We start from the raw sequence: 19292 nt of genomic DNA on the forward strand, positions 1-19292 counted from the left end.
AGCGTTCCCATATCGTCTGCCGAAATACTATGATGTGCCTTTTGGCATGACTTGGATTCTTACCAACGACGATGGCATTGACGCCCCAGGAATCTCAGCCTTAGGACAGGCCATCGATCAGCCCCTCTTAATCATCGCTCCCCTCACCCACCATTCAGGTTGTGGGCATCAAGTGACGACCTCAGGCCCCATTGCCATCGAAAAGCGGAAGATACCGCTGGGGAATAAGCTGTTGCTTAGCTACGGAATTGGAGGTACTCCTGTGGATTGTGTGAGGGTGGCGCTTCAGCATCTCTGCCCCACCCTCACCTGGGTTCTGTCCGGCATCAATGAGGGAGGCAACTTAGGATCGGACATCTATGTATCAGGAACCGTTGCTGCCGTTCGCGAAGCCGCGTTACACCAAATTCCGGGGATTGCCATTTCCCAATATCATCGCCGGGACCGCCCCATCGATTGGTCTCGTTCTACTCGCTGGGCCCAGCAGGTTATCGAGTACTTACTCAAGCAGCCCCTGCCCAACCAAGCATTTTGGAATGTCAACTTACCTCATCTCCCTCCAGAGGCTGCCGATCCAGCGATTATTCATTGCCCCTTATCCCGAAAACCCCTCCCGGTTGCCTATCGTCAGGAAGCAGCAGGACTCGTCTATTCCGGTAATTATCACGGTCGCGAACATGAGCCGGGTAGTGATGTAGATATCTGTTTTCAAGGAAATATTGCCGTCACTCAGATGCAAGTGTGATAGTCAGCTTTATGTACTAATGTAAAGATATTGACGTCATAACGGTTTGACAGCTTGACAGCAATATGTCTAATCTTTAAGCTGTATCCTATACCCGGGTATCCATTCACTAAGTCATATGCAAGATAAACAAAAGGTTACTCTTTACCTGCCACCCGACCTTCATCGTCAGCTCAAAATCCGAGGTGCCGTTGATGCAGAGCCCATGTCAGCCATTGCTGAGCGGGCCATTGATTTTTACCTGGGTCATCCTGAGGTGGTGGAGCAAACAGAAGCGTCTCATGGGTCTACCCACCAAGTCTATGCCTGCCCCGAATGTACTACGACTGTAGTTTTGCGAGCGGGTGAGATGGTTTCTCTGAAAGAGCAACCTGCCATGTTAAGTGATGATGGACTGAAGGTTCAACCTGCAGCTGCCGAAGAACTCGTGGGAGCGAGTGTCTGATTATTCAGACTCTTAGGGCTTTGTAGCTGTTTGTCCAACTTCATGCATCCTCTGTAATCAACCCCCTGCATTGGAAGACAAAGGTCATGAAAGAAGAGCTAAGTATTCTTATCCAAGCTCAATATCCTTTGATCTACCTCGTTACTCCTGAGGAAGAACGGGCAGAGGAGGCTATTGCTGCTATTGCTCAAAGGCAACCGGAACAGAAAGTGTTTGTCTGGACCCTGACTCGGGGGACTGTTGAATATGGGCAACCCCGCAGTTCCACCCAACACAGTACTGTTTCCCCCCAGATGGCGATTCAGTCAGCGATTGGGGAACGTCAAAATGCCATTTTTATCTTCAAGGATCTGCATCCGTTCCTGGATAGTGCTGAAGTCGTGCGATGGTTACGAGATGCGATCGCAAGCTTCAAAAACACCCACAAAACTATTATCTTGATGTCTCCCGTCCATCAGGTCCCCCTCGAACTCGAGAAAGAAATGGTCGTACTCGACTATCCCTTTCCTGACCTGGCAGAACTGCAAGACGTTCTCGATCGGCAGTTACTCCTGACCGGTCGTCCTTTAGGAACACCCGCACGGGAAAAGTTGCTGAAAGCAGCCCTAGGATTGACTAAAGATGAAGCCGAAAAAGTTTACCGCAAAGCCAAAGTAACGACCGGCCAACTCACAGAATCAGAAGTTGAAGTGGTCCTCTCAGAAAAGAAACAGCTGATTCGCCGGAACGGCATTCTGGACTATATCGAATGTGATCAAACCATTGATGCAGTCGGTGGCTTAGAAGAGCTGAAGCATTGGCTTACCCAGCGTTCGGAAGCCTTTACGGAACGGGCACGGGAATATGGCTTACCCCAGCCCAAAGGCATGTTAATTTTGGGGGTTCCTGGATGCGGAAAATCCTTGATTGCCAAAACCACTTCGCGATTATGGGGCTTACCTCTTCTCCGCCTAGATATGGGACGCGTCTACGATGGCTCCATGGTGGGACGTTCAGAGGCTAACCTGCGAAGCGCCCTTAAAACCGCTGAGTCCATTTCTCCAGCCATCTTATTTATTGATGAGATGGACAAAGCCTTTGCCGGTGGTGCCGGATCGGCAGATTCAGATGGCGGTACATCCAGTCGAATTTTCGGGTCTTTCTTAACCTGGATGCAGGAAAAGACCTCTCCAGTCTTTGTCATGGCCACCGCTAACCGGGTTGAGCGGCTACCTGGCGAATTCCTACGCAAAGGTCGATTTGACGAAATTTTCTTTGTCGATCTGCCGACCCAGCAAGAGCGCCAGCAAATTTTCAATATTCATCTCTCCCAGCGCCGTCGAGACGTTTCCCGGTTTAACCTAGAGGAGCTAGCAAACGTTTGCGAGGGCTTTTCGGGAGCTGAAATTGAACAAGTTGTCATCGCTGCCATGTATGAAGCCTTTGCCCAGAATCGCGAATTTACCCAACTTGATATTATTGCTGCCAGCCGCTCCACCTTGCCTCTCTCCAAAACAATGACCGAGCAGGTAATGGCTTTACGGGAGTGGGCTCGCCAAAGAGCCCGTCCTGCAGCAGCCTCAGTCGCAGAATATCAGCGACTGGAGTTCTAAAAGCTTTCTCCTGTTCCCAGCAGGAGAAACCACTAGCTATACGCTAGTTCATCCAACCGCAATTCTGTCAGCGTTGCGGTTTATCCCAACCAAACGTTGTTATCTCAATTCCTGGAGGAACATCCAATGTCACACTTTAGTACTCTCCGCACCAAGATCACTGAAGCTGAAATTCTTAAGTCTTCTCTGAAAGATCTCGGTATTGAAGTTAAAACGAATGCCGATGTACGGGGCTATAACGGCCAGCGTGTTCGGGCAGACATCGTTGCTGTTTTAGACGGTGAATATGATTTGGGTTGGTCCCATAATACTGATGGCTCCTTTGATCTGATTGCTGATCTATGGGGCGTTGCCAAAAAGCATAATCAGACAGAACTCATTAACTCCATCAATCAGAAGTACGCCGTCACTAAAACATTGTCAGAGATTAAGCGACCTGAGCTCCAGAATGCCAATGTTAAGTTGGTTCTCCATCACTAATCTCTCTGCGCGTTCCCAAAAATCCTAAAGGCTGGCCTCAGGGTCAGCCTTTTTTATGTCCACAATGTTTAACATTCGTAACCCCTGACAACTCTATTGATACGTCTGTTGCCATCAGACTTAATATAGTCCTAGGTCCCATGTCCGGAGCATCTTTATGTCTCAGTTGATTCAAGCGGTCTTAAATAGTGACGAAAAAACGGATTTGCGGCAGTTTGCCAGTGAAGTTCATAATCAATCCGAGCGCTATTTACTCCGCAACGACATTCTGAGCGTATTTGACACCTTCTGCGAGAAATATAAGAAAACCCCTGCCTTTCAGCTCTCTTCACGCCTACAGAAGCTGATTTACTATACCCAAGAAATCCTGGTCGAGGATGAAAATCTCTATCTGATTATTCGTCCCAAAATAGCTTCTGAAGAAGCCTACCGCTTAGATTCACGAGAATTGGTCTATGAGCAAATCCAGGTTGATGAGCTACTGGACCTGCGCGATCGGTTTGTGGGGCACTACCATCCCCAAGATGGAGACATCCTCGAAATCGATTTCCGTCCCTTCTACGACTATTCTCCCGTCATCCGAGATCCCAAGAATATTGGTCGAGGCGTTCAGTATCTCAATCGATACTTATCTAGCAAGATGTTTGAGGGGCCTCAACAATGGCTATTCTCCCTCTTCTCATTCCTCAAACTCCATTCTTACAACGGCACTCAACTCCTCATTAACCAAAGGATCCAAAATCCAGAACAGCTGTCTGAGTGCGTAAAACAAGCCATTGGCTTAGTGGGTGGGCTACCTCCAGAACAGCCCTATCCCGAATTTAGATTTGACTTTCAAGAACTAGGATTCGAGCCGGGCTGGGGGAATACCGCCGCCAGAGTTTTAGAAACCTTGGAAATGCTAGATGAGCTGATCGATTCTCCTGACGATCAAGTTTTAGAAGCCTTTATCTCTCGCATTCCCATGATCTTTAAGATCGTGCTGGTTTCGATTCACGGCTACTTTGGACAAGAAGGAGTTTTGGGCAGGCCCGATACCGGTGGGCAAGTCGTCTATGTCCTCGATCAGGCCAAAAGCCTAGAGAAACAGCTGCAAGAAGATCTACAGTTCGCAGGTCTAGATACCCTAGAAGTTCAGCCCAAACTTATTATCCTGTCTCGATTGATTCCCAATAGTGAAGGAACCCTCTGCAATCAGCGGCTCGAAAAAGTTCATGCTACCGACAACGTTTGGATTTTGCGAGTTCCCTTCCGAGAGCTGAATCCCAAATACACCCAGAACTGGATTTCCCGGTTTGAGATTTGGCCCTACTTAGAAACCTATGCCATTGATGCGGAACGGGAATTACTAGCTGAATTCCGAGGGTTGCCAGATTTGATTGTTGGTAACTATACAGACGGCAACTTAGTCGCCTTTCTCCTATCTCGTCGGTTAGGAGTGACCCAATGCAACGTCGCCCATGCCCTAGAGAAATCGAAGTATTTGTTCAGTAATCTGTATTGGCAAGATCTAGAAGAGCAATATCACTTTTCCATGCAGTTTACCGCCGATCTCATTGCTATGAATGCGGCGAATTTCGTGGTCACCAGTACCTATCAAGAAATTGCAGGTCGCCCCGATACCATTGGTCAGTATGAAAGCTATCGCTCCTTCACCATGCCCGATCTGTACCATGTTGTGTATGGGGCAGAATTGTTCAGTCCTAAATTTAATGTTGTCCCCCCTGGCGTCAATGAAAGTGTCTATTTCCCTTTCACACGTCACCAGGAGAGAACACCAGGAGATATAAATCGGCTGGAAGAGTTGCTGTTTACCCTTGAAGACCCTGAACATGTATTTGGTTATTTAGAAGACCCAGAAAAACCTCCACTGTTTTCCATGGCTCGATTGGATCGGATCAAAAATTTAACAGGCTTGGCAGAATGCTTTGGCCAGCATCCTCAACTCCAGGAGCACTACAACCTCATTCTGGTAGCAGGAAAACTGAGAACGGGTGATTCTGTCGATCATGAAGAAATTAACGAAATCGAACGTCTGTACCGAATCATTGACCAATACAACTTACATGGAAAAATTCGCTGGTTAGGGGTTCGCTTTCCCAAGCAAGATTCGGGTGAAGTCTATCGAGTCATTGCCGATCACAAAGGTATCTTTGTCCAACCTGCCCTATTTGAAGCTTTTGGCTTAACGGTTTTAGAAGCCATGATTTCTGGACTTCCTACCTTTGCCACACGTTTTGGGGGGCCATTAGAAATTATCCGAGATGGTATCGATGGTTTTTATATCAACCCAACCCATACAGAAGAAATTGCCGCTAAATTGCTAGAGTTCACAAAGGAATGTGAAACCAATCCAGACTATTGGCAACAAATTTCAGAACAAGCTATCGAGCGAGTCTATACCACCTACACTTGGAAAATCCACACCAGTCGCTTACTATCTCTTGCCAAAATATATGGTTTTTGGAACTATACTTCTAGGGAAAATAGAGAAGATATGCTCCGATATATCGAGACTATTTTCTATCTACTGTATAAACCCATGGCGAAAAAGCTATTGGCTAAGCATATGGATTCCTAAACAAAATGTAGAACTTTGATATCAAAATATTTCTAACTTAAAATTTTGCTGTGACCATATTTTTTATACATCAATATCAAGTGAATGGCTTAGTGAATATCGTGGACTGCTTGCCAAAATGCTTCAGAATTAACCAGGCCACTGTTCCCTAGAATAAACGTACAATTTTGATGCCCCTTCTCATGGCATTCAGTTTCGATGGCCTCATATTCATACCCTGACAAGCTGCTAAAGAATCCTGCTAGAACGCCAGCAACCAGTGGGCATACTGGCTTGTTTTTTTGTCGCTTTTGTGCGATGGATCTTAGTATTGGTAAACGTTACAAAAAAAATAATCACTTTGTTCTTGGCTTAATTCAAGATTAACGTTACCGTACTCAGACAAATAGGCATAAACCCACCACTTCTCTAGAATCGTCTTCCAACCTAAATCGAGCAAGGAAGGATTCTTGGGGGCAAAGGCTAGATAAAATGCTCTAAATTCCCTCTCTCCTAATTCTTTACCGATTTGATAGATGTCCTGGGCTGGAAATTTCTCGACAATCCGATTGAGCATCTTTAAAGAAGTAGAAGATATTTGCATCTTCTGGATAAAGCTCCCACTTCTTTGATCGTTCAAAGCATGAAACCGCTGCATCGCCAAAATAGAAGGAAGCTGGTTGATAGCTCCTTCACGATTCAGAGACAAAGGAGTTACATTGAGCTGGGTACTTATCATGGTAGAAATGACACTACTAAGGTGTAAATCAGGCTTAGTTCTTAGTATGTCAAGTCCAGGTTTAACATCATGTCTCAGGAATTGTTTGAGTTGTCTAGCTTAATGTCTATCTTTTTATTTAGATAGATTTTTTTCAAAATCATAAACAAGCTGAGTTCTAAAAAAACAGATTTCTGTTAACCCAATTCTATAAAATATCAAGTGTTCCTGAATTTTTTTAGTAGGGATTGGCAATCATCGGTGTAGCAGACTGGGCTGCATAAGACATTGGTGGCAGGGTTTGCTTGGGCTGAACTGAGTCAAAGGAGATTTTCATCAGGGAGTAGTCGTCTTCAAAGCTCTTGTTGCCAGCAATATGTTGAATCTGCTGAAAAAGCGGATCGAGGGAGTCAAACTGCCGACGTTGGTATTCTGAGACAACGGTCATAAATCCTTCAAAGGTCCATACTTCGCCATTGGGTTGCATAATTTCGTAGACGCCATCACTGAATAGGTAGATGGCACTACCCGCTTGGATATCGCATTCAAACTGATCGTAGGGAAACCCTGACATCATACCAATGGGAATACTACGAACCTCTAAAGGCTGAATCGGCATCTGGGCAGAAGCCAATAGTACCGCCGGATGACCACCACTGGCATACTTCAGTTTTTGGGTCTTACAGTTGTATACTCCATACCAAATTGTGAAGTAGTCATCCCCTTGTTCATTCATTTGAAAGACTTCATTGAGGCCATCTAGAACAGAGCTGGGCTGATAGAAATCTGTATCCAACAAGGATTGCGATCGCACCACGTTAAGCACAGAAACAGAGAGTAATGTGGAACGGATACCATGGCCCGCTACATCTAGTAAGTAAATGGCGAGATGATCCGAGTCTAGCCAATAGTAATCAAAGACATCTCCCCCCAATTGATTGGATGGGATGAATTGATGCTGAATCGAAACGGGCCCTGTCATGGGTGGAGGAATTAAGGATTGGACATAGCCAGCGGCCTGGTCCAGCTCAGACTGCAATTTCGCATGCTGATGTTGGACCTCTTCCTCCGCTCGTTTACGCATAATAAACTCGCCAAGCTGAGTGCCAATAGACCCCATAATTTTTAATAGGCTAGCATCCATCGCTTGATGTTCACGCTTGCTAAACACCATCACCCCCAAACGGTTATAGCCTTCTAGGATGGGAAAGCTAAAGGCGGTTTGCATACCTGCCTGGGGAAACGAATTAGCATGAATATCATGAATGGCATTATCGGTTAACCATAGGGGACCATCATGGGTCCAGATGCGTTGAATCAGGCCTGAGGCCAGGGCAAAATTAGCAGAGCTAGATGCCACCTGAAACGAGCCCATCTTTTCTTCTAGTTCAAACCAACTTTCCACACATTTCAAGGTGTTGTTAGTCTCATCCATCAACCACAGCTCACCATATTCCCATCCCAAACTTTTGCTAATCGCTTGCAATAGATTGGGGACAGCCTCGCTTAAGGTTGCCACTTCGGCCAAAACTCGAGTGGTGGCTCGCTCAACGGACAAGCGTTGATCTTGATATTTACGTTCTGTTATGTCTGCAAGGGAACCAGAAATTCCGACGATTTTGCCATCTGGCCCAGGAATAGCGCAAGCATAGACTTCCATCCAGCCAAAGCTACCCGCTTTGCGGAGAAATCGAACATCAAAACGACATTCCGATTGTTGTCTGTGAAAAAGTTGATTAATGTACTGATTGAACTGGTGCCGATCACCTGGATGGACATATTCAGCCAAACTATGGTTGATGGCCTCTTCACGTACAAAGCCCGTTAATTCTGACCACACTGGATTGAGAAATGCTAAATTCCCTTCTTGGTTGATTTGGAAAATCACCTCTTTTAAGTGATCAACCACCGATCGATAGCGAGCTTCACTATCCCGAACAACTTGCTCAGCCCAACTTGCTTCTAATAAATGACGCAATCGGCGTCGCAGAATAGGGGGATGGATGGGTTTTGTCACATAATCCATCGCTCCCGCTGCAAACGCTTTGTCAACTGAGGCTTGGTCATCTAAACCTGCAATCATCAGAATAGGGGTGGATGCACCTAAGGGCAGCTTCTGCAATTCGGCACAGCAGGTAAATCCATCCATAACTGGCATTTTGGCATCCAACAGAACCATATCAGGCTTGCGGGCGAGATAAGCATTCAGGCACTGCTGACCATTTTCAACATCGACTACCTCACACCCGTCTTGCTCCAAAATCAGGCGAAGAATAATTCGAGTTGATCGATCGTCATCGACAACTAAAATAAGCGGGGTACGTTTTTCCAAGGTCTGACTCATCTCACCAAAACTAGAGAATGGGGAAGAACAATTTTTCGGAGTAAATCATGGCTTTTGGTACTATTTTGCCAGATTTTCTGGAGCTAAATTAGCGACTAACTATTCAAATATTTATCTCCTAGTAAGCCCACCTGTCATTCAAAACATTACATCTCCAGCAGGATCGATAAAACTACCATAATCAGCATTTTTTTCCTCTTCAATTTGCAAGACTAAGATAGCGGACAAAGCACTAGCTAGATTTAGTGTAAAGGCTGATACCCCTGCCTAAATTGTTCGGTCTAGGAGCGATAAGGGCATGCTAATGATGCAGCAATGGAGAAGCTTTCTCTTGCCAAAGAAAGTCTTTCTAGAAATCAACTTCCTTCTCAGTAAACATTTACATCAAATAACTATTAAAAAAAAGAATATTTTTTTAATACTCAACTAACATCTATCAAGCGAAAAAAAATGCAGCCGCTGAATCCATCAAAGTTTAGCCTGATTGATGGTCTGAAACAATGTTTAGCTCCCCTTCGTTCTCCCCTGAGTCGTCAGATTGGCATTATGGGGTTAGGAAGCTGCCTCATTGCCGAGGCTGTCATTTTAGTACCGGCCTATTTCAGGATTAGAGAAGCCAAACTAGGCCAACTGGAAGCTCAAAGTTTAACCGCAATCACCCCTTTGGCCAGTTTCGCTAACACGAAGTCCTCTCCAGACCAGCTAGTTGATATGGCTGAGACCCTCATGCAGGGGTCAAACGTCATGGGTGGCACCCTCTACCAAAATGGGAGTAAACGGGTCACGTTTGGGACTTCCCCTACATTGCCAGATTTTTCTAATCCTGACATAACCAGGGTTTGGAACAACTCGTCATCGACTTACGATATTACTTGGCCACAGCAAGAGAATACCGGTTATCGATTATCTTTAAGGCTGGACGGGACAGAGATTCAGGCAGCAGCCCTAACGAGCTCTCTACAGTTAGCCGGATTCATTCTGCTCATTTGGATTACGTTTACGATTATTACCCTACAGGCTGTGAGCCGTACGGTTATCAGTCCCCTCAACCAGCTGTTAGATGAGTTACGGAAAGTTGAAGTTGCCATGTCTGGCGATCCTAGCCAGGTGGAATTGAGTTCTCTGGAATGCGATCGCAACCATGAATTAGCTGAGGTCATCGATACCTTCAATGTTGTTCTCCAACGGGCCGCTCTCAATATTGGCCAGCTCAAAGACAGCATGATTTCCCTGTTGGAGACTCGGCAGCAGGAGTTAGAGGAGATGGTTTCTGAGCTCCAATCCGCTAAACATGAAGCAGAGACAGCCAATCAGGCCAAAAGTCAATTTCTGGCCAATATGAGCCATGAAATTCGCACCCCCATGAATGCAGTCATTGGCATGACTGGTTTACTCTTAAATACGCCCTTAGAGACACAACAACAAGATTTTGTCGAAACCATCCGCAGTAGTGGGGATGCCTTACTGACCCTGATCAACGATATTTTAGATTTCTCCAAAATTGAGGCAGGGAAGCTGGATCTTGAACAGCAACCCTTTGAAATCAGGACCTGTATTGAAGAAGCCTTGCTGATCGTTGCATCGAAAGCCTCTGGTAAAAATCTGGAGCTGGCTTATCTGATTAATCCACCCACGCCAACCGCCATTCTGGGGGATATTACTCGCCTACGTCAGGTTTTAGTCAACCTGCTCAACAATGCGATTAAGTTTACAGGCGAAGGGGAAGTCGTCGTTTATGTGTCTTCAAAACCCATTGAGACTATAGATATGGGGCCTGATACAGACCTGGAAGTGATCGCCGAAGCCACCCCCTATGAAATCCAATTTGATGTCAAAGACACGGGAATTGGTATTCCCCCGGACAAGTTAGAGCATTTATTCAAATCTTTTTCCCAGGTTGATGCTTCTACAACCCGTAAGTTTGGGGGGACTGGCCTTGGTTTAGCCATTAGTAAGCAGCTCAGCGAACTGATGGGGGGCAAAATATGGGTCACTAGCGAGGTGAGTCTCGGGTCCACCTTTTCCTTTAACATTGCTGCCTCCGAGATTCCGAACTATGTCAGCCCCAAAGCAGTCTCAGATATTCAGTTAGCGGGCAAACAGCTCTTGATTGTGGATGATAATGCCACCAATCGGGAGATCTTATCCCTACAGGCGCAATCTTGGGGAATGTTAACTTGTGCGGTTAAGTCCGGCATTAAAGCCTTAGAGTGGCTGCAACGAGGTGTAAATTTTGACCTCGCCGTCCTTGATATGCAAATGCCGGAGATGGACGGGGTGACCTTGGCACAGAAAATCCGGGAAGAGCCCAACGGTAAAACATTACCCCTGGTGGTCTTAAGTTCTTTAGGACAAGATGACATCCGAGCCCGGGCTGGCGACATTAATTTTTCGGCCATTTTAAACAAGCCTGTTCAGCAGGCTCAACTTCAAAGCGTTCTTTCCCAAGTGCTAGACAACCCTCTGATTAAAGTTGAGCAGACCTCAGACGTTCAAGAAAAACCCACCAATCTAGGCGATCAACATCCCTTGCGCATCCTCTTAGCAGAAGATATGGTGGTCAACCAAAAAGTGGCCCTGTTGATTTTAAAACAATTGGGCTATCGAGCTGACGTTGCCAACAACGGTCTAGAAGTCATTGAAGCCTTAGAGCGGCAATCCTATGATGTTGTTCTCATGGATGTGCAAATGCCAGAGATGGATGGTCTCACCGCAACCCGAGAAGTTTGCCAACGCTGGTCCCCTGAAGATCGTCCTCACATCATCGCCATGACCGCCAATGCCATGCAGGGCGATCGAGAAATGTGTCTGGATGCGGGTATGGATGCTTATATCACCAAACCCGTCCGCGTCAACGAGTTAAGGGATGTCCTCAGTCGGTGCCAACCGATGGAGGAGCCTGAGGAAACACCTCCTCCTATTCCTGTGGCACCATTGCAGCCCGTCAGCCTCAATGAACCGACTCCACCAGACTTGCCCATGGCACCGGAAAGCTCTCAACCTGTTGCCGTTTTAGTGGGGAGTACAGCAACCCAGCAGGTCCAGGCGACTGAACAGATTCCCCAATTAGAAGAGAATCTGTCAGTACCGTTTCCTCAAAGCACCTCCATTCCCCCTCTCCCCGAGATACAAGCTACTCTTGCGTCTCAAGAAACAACCGTAATCATGGAACAACCAACGATGGCCGAAACCTCAATGGATCCGAGCATTATTGACCCCGCAGCATTGGATAGTTTCCGCCAGCTAGCTGGGGAACATGCGTCTTTACTCATTGCTGATTTGTTAAACACCTATCTGGAAGATGCACCGGGGCGAGTCGAAAAAATGCATCAGGCCGTCAAAGACGCCGATCCAGATGGGTTAAGTGATGCAGCTCATGCCCTGAAATCAGCCAGTGCCAACCTTGGTGCTAAACAACTGGCGAGCTTCTGTTCCGAGGCAGAAGCCCTCGGGCGTTCAGGTACGACGGCAGGATCGGCAGACGTTGTCTCTCAGATTTCTCAAGCCTACGAGACCGTTCGCATTGCTTTTGAAGCGGAAATGGCTGCCTGCAGTGTTTAGGAATGTCCTGCTAGGGGGAACCCCAGTTTTAACTAGGTAACGCTTATGTTATGGCTACTTGTCTGTTCAGCACTAGTCTTTGTGATGCAACCCGGGTTTATGTGCCTGGAGTCTGGACTTACGCGTTCCAAAAATAATATCAACGTTGCCATTAAAAATTTTGCAGACTTTAGCCTATCCACCCTTATCTTCTGGTTTTTGGGCTATGGCTTGATGTTTGGAGCATCCATCAACACTGTTATCGGCACGGATCAATTTCTAGCTTCCCCTGAAACAGACGCAGCTCTAGCAGCGTTTATTGTCTTTCAAACTATGTTTTGCAGCACTGCAGCCACCATCGTTTCAGGAGCTGTGGCGGAGCGCACTAAGTTTGGGGGCTATCTGGTGATCACTGCCTTTATGGCCAGTGTGATCTACCCCATCTTTGGGCATTGGGTCTGGAACGGTATCGAAGCTGGACAAGTGGAGGGCTGGTTAGGACGGATGGGATTTGTTGATTTTGCCGGATCAACGGTCGTCCATAGTGTGGGGGGATGGGTTGCCCTAGCAGCTATTTTAATTATTGGGCCTAGACAAGGGAGATTTTCCAAGACAGATGCCCCAAAGGAGATTTTGGGGTCAAGCTTACCGTTATCCGTTTTGGGTGCTTTACTGCTATGGATGGGATGGCTAGGCTTTAATGGCGGGAGTGGTCTAGAATTCAGTGACCGCGTTCCGATCATCTTACTGAATACAGTGCTCGGCGGTGCTGCTGGGACCCTGACTGCAGGTGCTCTAGGATGGTGGCGGACGAAGATTCCCAAGATTGAGTTAATGATTAATGGTTCCCTGGCAGGACTAGTGTCGGTGACCGCCAGTTGCCATGTCATCAACCCACCCCTAGCTATCATCATCGGTGCCATCGGTGGAGCCGTCATGATGGTGGTCAAACATTGGATGACTCAGCTACAAATTGACGATGCAGTTGATGCCGTACCGGTTCATTTGGGAGGCGGAATTTGGGGCACCTTAGCGGTCGGGCTATACGGTCGCCCAGATTTACTAGAGACCGGCCTCAATCGCGGTAGCCAAATCGGCGTTCAGCTTTTGGGGATAGCCGCATGTGGGGTTTGGACCTTCGGTTTGAGTTGGCTTTTGTTAAAAGGGGTGGATCGACTGATGCGCTTGCGGGTATTGGCAAAAGATGAACAGATGGGGCTTAACTTTGCCGAGCATCATGCCAAATCTGAAGTCCTTGATTTGTTCCAGGTAATGGATCAACAGGCAGAAGACCTCGACTTCAGCTTGCGGGCTCCTGTTGAACCCTTTACAGAGGTCGGTCGCATTGCTAACCGCTATAACCAAGTGATTGATGCGTTAGAAAAGTCTAATCACGAATTGTTGGATACGAAAACCACCCTAGAGCAACAAGTGGAAGCTCGAACAGCGAAACTCGTTGAAACTAATCAAGAACTGCAGCAGCTTGCTCACTTGAAAGCAGATTACTCGCGAACCCTGGAAGCCGAGGTCGAAGCCAAAACTCAAAAGCTGAGACAAGAAATTGAAGAGCGGCAAGAAGCAGAAATTGCCCTGGCTCAGCAGGTTAAGCGAGCACAGCTTTTGGAGAAAATCACCCAGGCTATTCGTCAAAACCTAGATACCCAAAGAATTTTTCAGGCTGCAGCGGATCAAATTGGTCAGGTTTTTCAAGTCAGTCGTTGCCACTTACATAGCTATACGGAAGATGGAGAGGCCTCTATTCCTGTTGTGGCAGAATATACAGCTCCTGGTACTAATTCACTTCTCGGCATTGAGATGCCTGTGGTGGATAATCCCCATGCCCAACAGGTCCTCGCTCAGGATAAAGCTGTCGTAACTCCGAATATCTATACCGATCGATTGCTGGAAGCCCTGATTTCAGATCCTCAGCCGGTTACCTTGAAGTCGATGTTAGCGGTACGCACGTCCTATCAAGGCAAACCCAATGGCGCGATTATCCTACAACATTGCGATCGCAGATTGTCTCGCCAAGCGTATCTGTCCCAACCCGATGCCCATGAGGACTGTTTTCGAGCTTGGCCCGCTGCCGAAATCGACTTATTAGAAGCAGTTGCTGACCAAATCGGCATTGCCCTGGCCCAAGCCCAACTGTTGGAACAAGAGCAATCCCAGCGCACCCAGCTGCAACAAGAAATTTTTGAGCGCCAACAAACTGATGCGGCTTTAAAGGAAAGCAAGGAACGGTTTCAATTAGCTGTTCAGGGGTCAGGAGATGTCCTTTGGGATTGGAATATCGTTAACAAAGCCTTTTATCTTGCCCCCCGATTTGGTCAACTGTTGGGCTATGAAACCGATGAGTTAGACTGCACCTTAGACACCTGGAAAGCCCATATTTGTCTAGAGGATCAAGAGCAGGTCTCTCTGGCTCTCAAGCATCATTTAGAACACTTAGTTCCTTACGAAGTAGAGTATCGTCTGCGGACAAAAGCAGGCTATTACCTGTGGGTGTCCGGTCGTGGTCAAGCCATCTGGGATATTGAAGGCAAACCCATCCGCATGGCCGGATCTATTCGTGATATTACAGAAAACAAAGCAGCCACTGAAGCCCTAAAGCAACAAATGCGTCGGGCTGAACTGGTAGAAGAAATTACCCGTAAGATCCGTAAAAATATAGACCGCCAACAAATCTTCAAGGCCACTGTTCAAGAACTTGGCAAAGCCTTTCAAGTCAGTCGATGTCATCTTCATACCTACGTCACGCAACCCAAACCCCATTTACCCATCGTTGCAGAATACCTAACGGGAGAGTCCCCCTCCATGCTGGGGACCGACATTTTGCTGGAAAACAATCCCCATGCCCGCAAAGTTCTACGGCATGATCGCGCGGTTGCCTCTGCTAATATACTCAGCGATCCTCTTCTGCAAACCGTTGCGGACATTTTTGTGCAAGGCCAAGTTAAATCCATGTTGGCAATTCGCACCTCCTATCAGCGCAAAGCGAATGGAGTGATTGTGCTACAACAATGCGATCGCAACCGGGACTGGACCCAAGCCGAAATTGAACTCATAGAAGCCGTTGCCGGACAAGTTGGTATTGCCCTAGCCCATGGTCATCTCCTGGAGCAGGAACAACAACAGCGCCAAAAATTGACTCAGAACAATTCAGCATTGAAACAAGCCCGGACAGAGGCCGATGCTGCCAACGTCGCCAAAAGCGAATTTTTGGCCACCATGAGTCATGAAATTCGCACCCCGATGAACGCGGTCATTGGCATGACGGGTCTGTTGCTGAATACAACCTTAGATAATCAACAACGGGACTTCGTTGAAACCATTCGCAGCAGTGGAGATGCCCTGTTAACCCTGATCAACGACATCCTAGATTTCTCCAAAATTGAAGCTGGAAAACTAGAATTTGAAGAACAGCCCTTTAGTCTACGGGCCTGTATTGAAGAATCCCTGCGTCTAGTGGCCCCCAGAGCCATTGATAAACAGCTCGAACTTGCCTATTTATTCGATCCCACTACCCCCAACCACATCGTGGGCGATGTTACCCGGCTACGCCAAATCTTGGTAAATTTACTCACCAATGGCGTTAAATTTACGGAGCAGGGTGAAGTAGTGATTTATGTTCAGGACATCACTGATACTGAAACCGACCCGAAAGAGACGTCACCCCAACGGAAAAATATTACCGATATTCAAAATCAACGTCGTTTGATCCAATTCGAAGTCAGAGATACCGGCATTGGTATTCCGGAAGATCGGATGAACCGTCTGTTCAAATCCTTTAGCCAGGTGGATGCTTCAACTACCAAAAAATATGGGGGTACAGGACTCGGATTAGCCATTTGTAAATCTCTCTCCCACATGATGGGTGGCCGGATCTGGGTCGAGAGCAAAGCTGGTGTTGGGTCTAGCTTTTTCTTTACTATTGCGCTACCTGTTGCCCCTGAGGGAGACAATACCCTCGATCAATCTCAACAAATACTCGATGGCAAGCAGCTACTTGTGGTGGACGACAATCCCACTAATCGCAGAATTTTGACCCTACAAGCCCAAACCTGGGGCATGGGAATCCAAGCTGTTAGCGGTGGTGCTGAAGCCCTGGCACTCCTGAACAGTGACTCCCAGTTTGATCTGGCGATCTTGGATATGCAAATGCCCGAAATGGATGGGGTCGAATTAGCAAAGCATATTCGACAACTCGATCAGGGAAAACAACTCCCCCTCGTCATGCTCAGTTCCTTGGGACAAGACGAAATCATTAAACATAAGCAAGAAATTCAGTTTTCTGCCATTCTCAACAAACCAATCCAGCAATCCTACTTATACGATGCCTTAGCAGAAATCTTTGAAGGTCAGCGGATCAAAGTTAAACCCACTTTAGCTTGTCCTGTGAATTTGGAAGTACAGAGTGATCAGTCCCTCCAAATATTGTTGGCAGAAGATATTGTCGTCAATCAAAAAGTGGCTCTACTGATCCTGAAACAAATGGGTTACCGGGCAGATGTAGCCAACAATGGCGAAGAAGTCTTAGAAGCTCTTCATCGCCAGTCCTACGATGTCGTGTTAATGGATGTTCAAATGCCCGAAATGGATGGCCTGACAGCAGCCAGCTGCATTAAAGAACAGTGGAAGGAAGAGGAACGGCCCTATATTATTGCGTTGACTGCCAATGCTATGCAGGGGGATCGGGAAATGTGTATGGCAGCAGGAATGCATGACTATGTCAGTAAACCCATTCGTGTAGATGAGTTACAAACTGCCTTTGAACGGTATTATGCTCAGGCCAAACAACCCCAGGTGGCTTATGCAGCCCCCAACTGATGGCAACCCTCTTATCTGGAAATTCTAACCGCTTCTCCAGCCATATCTCTCAAGCTATTCGTCTCAAAGACGAATAGCTTTATGTTTATAAAGTCATCACCGTAGGTTGAAGCAGACATGATACGCTGATATCCTCATCGGTTTTAGTGGGGAGCAGCCACTAAAGTAATGGGGAAAGCTTGGTGAAATTCCAACACTGTCCCGCAGCTGTAAGCAGAGCATCTCTGTAAGTCAGAACGCCCGCCGAGATATACGGTAAACACTTCTGCGAGGCACAGAGAGTGACAGGACAGATTAATCGATCAAACCTAAGACCAGTATTTTTTATCCCCAGCATCAGCTTACTGGCAAGCTTAGGGGTTTTTAGTTCCAGTCTAGAGGCTCAAGCCCACCATCCCTTTGGCGGACAAACACCTTCCAATATTCTTGAAGGCTTTTTATCGGGCCTAGGTCACCCAGTCGTTGGTATAGACCACCTTGTATTTGTCATTGCCATTGGCTTAATGGCCGCTATTTTGCGTCAAGGACTTTGGGCTCCCCTTGCCTTTGTGACCACCGCATTATTGGGAGCGGGAATTCATCTACAAAGTTGGGACCTACCCGCTCCTGAATTCTTTATTTCTGCATCGGTCTTCTTAATGGGTGGCCTGCTGGCTCTTAAACAAAGTCCCCACCCTTGGTTAGCTTCCGGATTGGCTGGTTTTGCGGGTCTATTTCATGGCTATGCATATGGTGAGGCGATTGTCGGTGCCGAAATGACGCCTTTGGTGTCCTACTTAGTTGGTTTTTCAGTCATTCAACTGGTGATTGCAGCCCTAGCCTACCGCTGTGGACGTGCTCTCAATTCTGCTTCTTCAGAACAGTCTACCCTGCCATTAAGATTTGCTGGCTTTGCGATCGCAGGGATGGGACTCGCTTTTTTAAGCACCGTCCTTCTGGGCTAGGTTCAGTTATTTAGAGATCTTTAATACCATGCATAAAATTCCCGTAACGGTGGTCACCGGATTTCTAGGTGCCGGCAAAACGACGTTAATTCGCAATTTACTACAAAACAATCAAGGTCGACGGATTGCCGTCATGGTCAATGAATTCGGCGAAGTCGGTATTGATGGCGATCTATTGCGTTCCTGTCAGGTTTGTGACGAAGAAGAAGAGGTGGACAGCAATATCCTCGAACTCACCAACGGTTGTCTGTGCTGCACGGTTCAGGAAGAGTTTTTACCAACCATGCAAACCCTTTTGCAACGGCGAGATCAAATTGACTGCATCGTGATCGAGACGTCGGGTTTGGCCTTGCCTAAACCCCTTATCCAAGCCTTTCGCTGGCCCGAAATCCGCACGGGGGCGACGGTAGACGGGGTGATTACTGTAGTGGATTGTGATGCGATCGCATCCGGTACCCTCGTGGGCGATCTAGACGCTCTTGAGTCTCAGCGCCAAGCCGATGACAGCCTCGATCACGAAACCCCCATCGAAGAGCTTTTTGAAGATCAATTGGCCTGTGCAGACCTCGTTTTACTGACCAAGGGAGATTGTGTCGAACAAAAGGATCAAGAACGAGTCCAACACTGGTTGCGTAAAGAACTTCCCAGCGGTGTCAAAGTTTTACCTTGTCATGCAGGACAAGTCAGCCCCGACCTATTATTAGGCTTTAATGCGGCGGTTGAAGATCACCTAGAATCTCGTCCCAGTCACCACGATCATGAAGAGGAACATGATCATGATGATGATATCAATGCCATCCAAGTGATAGTCGACCAAGAATTTGACCCGAAAGAGCTATTGACCCAACTGCAAGCATTAGTTCAAACCCATGAGATCTTTCGGATAAAGGGATTTGTGGCCGTTCCCCAAAAACCGATGCGCCTCGTCATTCATGGTGTGGGGCAACGCTTTGATTCTTTTTATGATCGTCTTTGGCAACCTCAAGAAGCTCGCCAAACAAAGTTGGTATTTATCGGTGAGAATCTTCAACAATCCGAAATAGAGAATGCCCTTCTCCAACCCACTGCAAAACTTTCTCTTCAACCGTAGGACC

Annotated in this window: 12 protein-coding genes and 1 riboswitch; of the genes, 9 read left to right on the plus strand and 3 right to left on the minus strand. The window is 47.1% G+C overall.

Going from position 1 to position 19292, the window contains the following annotated elements; genetic code table 11:
- The first annotated feature begins 46 nt into the window (after nucleotides 1-46).
- The 5 genes from surE (at nucleotide 47) to HRE53_RS25690 (ending at nucleotide 5843) form a co-directional block, all read left to right on the plus strand.
- A complete protein-coding gene (gene surE, locus HRE53_RS25670) occupies nucleotides 47-745 on the plus strand; it encodes a 5'/3'-nucleotidase SurE (RefSeq protein ID WP_235108482.1) in 699 nt (232 codons plus the stop codon).
- 118 nt (nucleotides 746-863) lie between these two features.
- On the plus strand, nucleotides 864-1190 hold the full coding sequence (locus HRE53_RS25675) for a hypothetical protein (RefSeq protein ID WP_212665951.1): 327 nt from the start codon (nucleotides 864-866) through the stop codon (nucleotides 1188-1190).
- 86 nt (nucleotides 1191-1276) lie between these two features.
- On the plus strand, nucleotides 1277-2782 hold the full coding sequence (locus tag HRE53_RS25680) for an AAA family ATPase (protein WP_212665952.1): 1506 nt from the start codon (nucleotides 1277-1279) through the stop codon (nucleotides 2780-2782).
- A gap of 126 nt (nucleotides 2783-2908) precedes the next feature.
- Nucleotides 2909-3262, plus strand: coding sequence for a DUF1257 domain-containing protein (locus HRE53_RS25685; RefSeq protein WP_212665953.1), 354 nt, complete (start codon nucleotides 2909-2911; stop codon nucleotides 3260-3262).
- 157 nt (nucleotides 3263-3419) lie between these two features.
- On the plus strand, nucleotides 3420-5843 hold the full coding sequence (locus HRE53_RS25690) for a sucrose synthase (protein WP_235108483.1): 2424 nt from the start codon (nucleotides 3420-3422) through the stop codon (nucleotides 5841-5843).
- 89 nt (nucleotides 5844-5932) lie between these two features.
- Here the strand turns inward: HRE53_RS25690 and HRE53_RS35300 are convergent, their stop codons facing one another.
- The 3 genes from HRE53_RS35300 to HRE53_RS25705 all read right to left on the minus strand — a co-directional run bounded on the left by HRE53_RS35300 (nucleotide 5933) and on the right by HRE53_RS25705 (nucleotide 8872).
- Nucleotides 5933-6067 carry a hypothetical protein gene (locus HRE53_RS35300; protein WP_396133406.1) on the minus strand — a complete coding sequence of 45 codons (135 nt, stop codon included), beginning with the start codon at nucleotides 6065-6067 and terminating at the stop codon, nucleotides 5933-5935.
- A gap of 80 nt (nucleotides 6068-6147) precedes the next feature.
- The gene (locus tag HRE53_RS25700) at nucleotides 6148-6531 is read right to left on the minus strand and encodes a hypothetical protein (RefSeq protein WP_235108484.1); all 384 of its coding nucleotides are present in this window, start codon (nucleotides 6529-6531) and stop codon (nucleotides 6148-6150) included.
- Between the two features lie 247 nt (nucleotides 6532-6778).
- The gene (locus HRE53_RS25705; RefSeq protein ID WP_235108485.1) at nucleotides 6779-8872 is read right to left on the minus strand and encodes a SpoIIE family protein phosphatase; all 2094 of its coding nucleotides are present in this window, start codon (nucleotides 8870-8872) and stop codon (nucleotides 6779-6781) included.
- Nucleotides 8873-9334: 462 nt separating this feature from the next.
- Here HRE53_RS25705 and HRE53_RS25710 point away from each other — a divergent pair, with 462 nt between their 5' ends.
- From HRE53_RS25710 to cobW, 4 genes are all read left to right on the plus strand, one after another.
- Entirely contained in the window at nucleotides 9335-12445 is a 3111-nt protein-coding gene (locus tag HRE53_RS25710) for a hybrid sensor histidine kinase/response regulator (protein ID WP_235108486.1), read from the plus strand.
- Nucleotides 12446-12490: 45 nt separating this feature from the next.
- Nucleotides 12491-17254 carry an ammonium transporter gene (amt, locus tag HRE53_RS25715; protein WP_235108487.1) on the plus strand — a complete coding sequence of 1588 codons (4764 nt, stop codon included), beginning with the start codon at nucleotides 12491-12493 and terminating at the stop codon, nucleotides 17252-17254.
- 121 nt (nucleotides 17255-17375) lie between these two features.
- A riboswitch (cobalamin riboswitch) is annotated at nucleotides 17376-17517 on the plus strand.
- A gap of 18 nt (nucleotides 17518-17535) precedes the next feature.
- Nucleotides 17536-18198 carry a HupE/UreJ family protein gene (locus HRE53_RS25720; RefSeq protein WP_235108488.1) on the plus strand — a complete coding sequence of 221 codons (663 nt, stop codon included), beginning with the start codon at nucleotides 17536-17538 and terminating at the stop codon, nucleotides 18196-18198.
- Between the two features lie 28 nt (nucleotides 18199-18226).
- On the plus strand, nucleotides 18227-19288 hold the full coding sequence (gene cobW, locus HRE53_RS25725; protein WP_235108489.1) for a cobalamin biosynthesis protein CobW: 1062 nt from the start codon (nucleotides 18227-18229) through the stop codon (nucleotides 19286-19288).
- The last annotated feature ends 4 nt before the right edge of the window (nucleotides 19289-19292 follow it).

Source organism: Acaryochloris sp. 'Moss Beach' (assembly GCF_021497025.1).
Taxonomy (GTDB): Bacteria; Cyanobacteriota; Cyanobacteriia; order Thermosynechococcales; family Thermosynechococcaceae; genus Acaryochloris; species Acaryochloris marina_A.

What these genes read in the sequence shown, in the direction of transcription:
- surE (WP_235108482.1), top strand. Translation starts at nt 47, where the DNA reads ATGACTTGGATTCTTACCAACGACGATGGCATTGACGCCCCAGGAATC.
- HRE53_RS25675 (WP_212665951.1), top strand. Translation starts at nt 864, where the DNA reads ATGCAAGATAAACAAAAGGTTACTCTTTACCTGCCACCCGACCTTCAT.
- HRE53_RS25680 (WP_212665952.1), top strand. Translation starts at nt 1,277, where the DNA reads ATGAAAGAAGAGCTAAGTATTCTTATCCAAGCTCAATATCCTTTGATC.
- HRE53_RS25685 (WP_212665953.1), top strand. Translation starts at nt 2,909, where the DNA reads ATGTCACACTTTAGTACTCTCCGCACCAAGATCACTGAAGCTGAAATT.
- HRE53_RS25690 (WP_235108483.1), top strand. Translation starts at nt 3,420, where the DNA reads ATGTCTCAGTTGATTCAAGCGGTCTTAAATAGTGACGAAAAAACGGAT.
- HRE53_RS25710 (WP_235108486.1), top strand. Translation starts at nt 9,335, where the DNA reads ATGCAGCCGCTGAATCCATCAAAGTTTAGCCTGATTGATGGTCTGAAA.
- amt (WP_235108487.1), top strand. Translation starts at nt 12,491, where the DNA reads ATGTTATGGCTACTTGTCTGTTCAGCACTAGTCTTTGTGATGCAACCC.
- cobW (WP_235108489.1), top strand. Translation starts at nt 18,227, where the DNA reads ATGCATAAAATTCCCGTAACGGTGGTCACCGGATTTCTAGGTGCCGGC.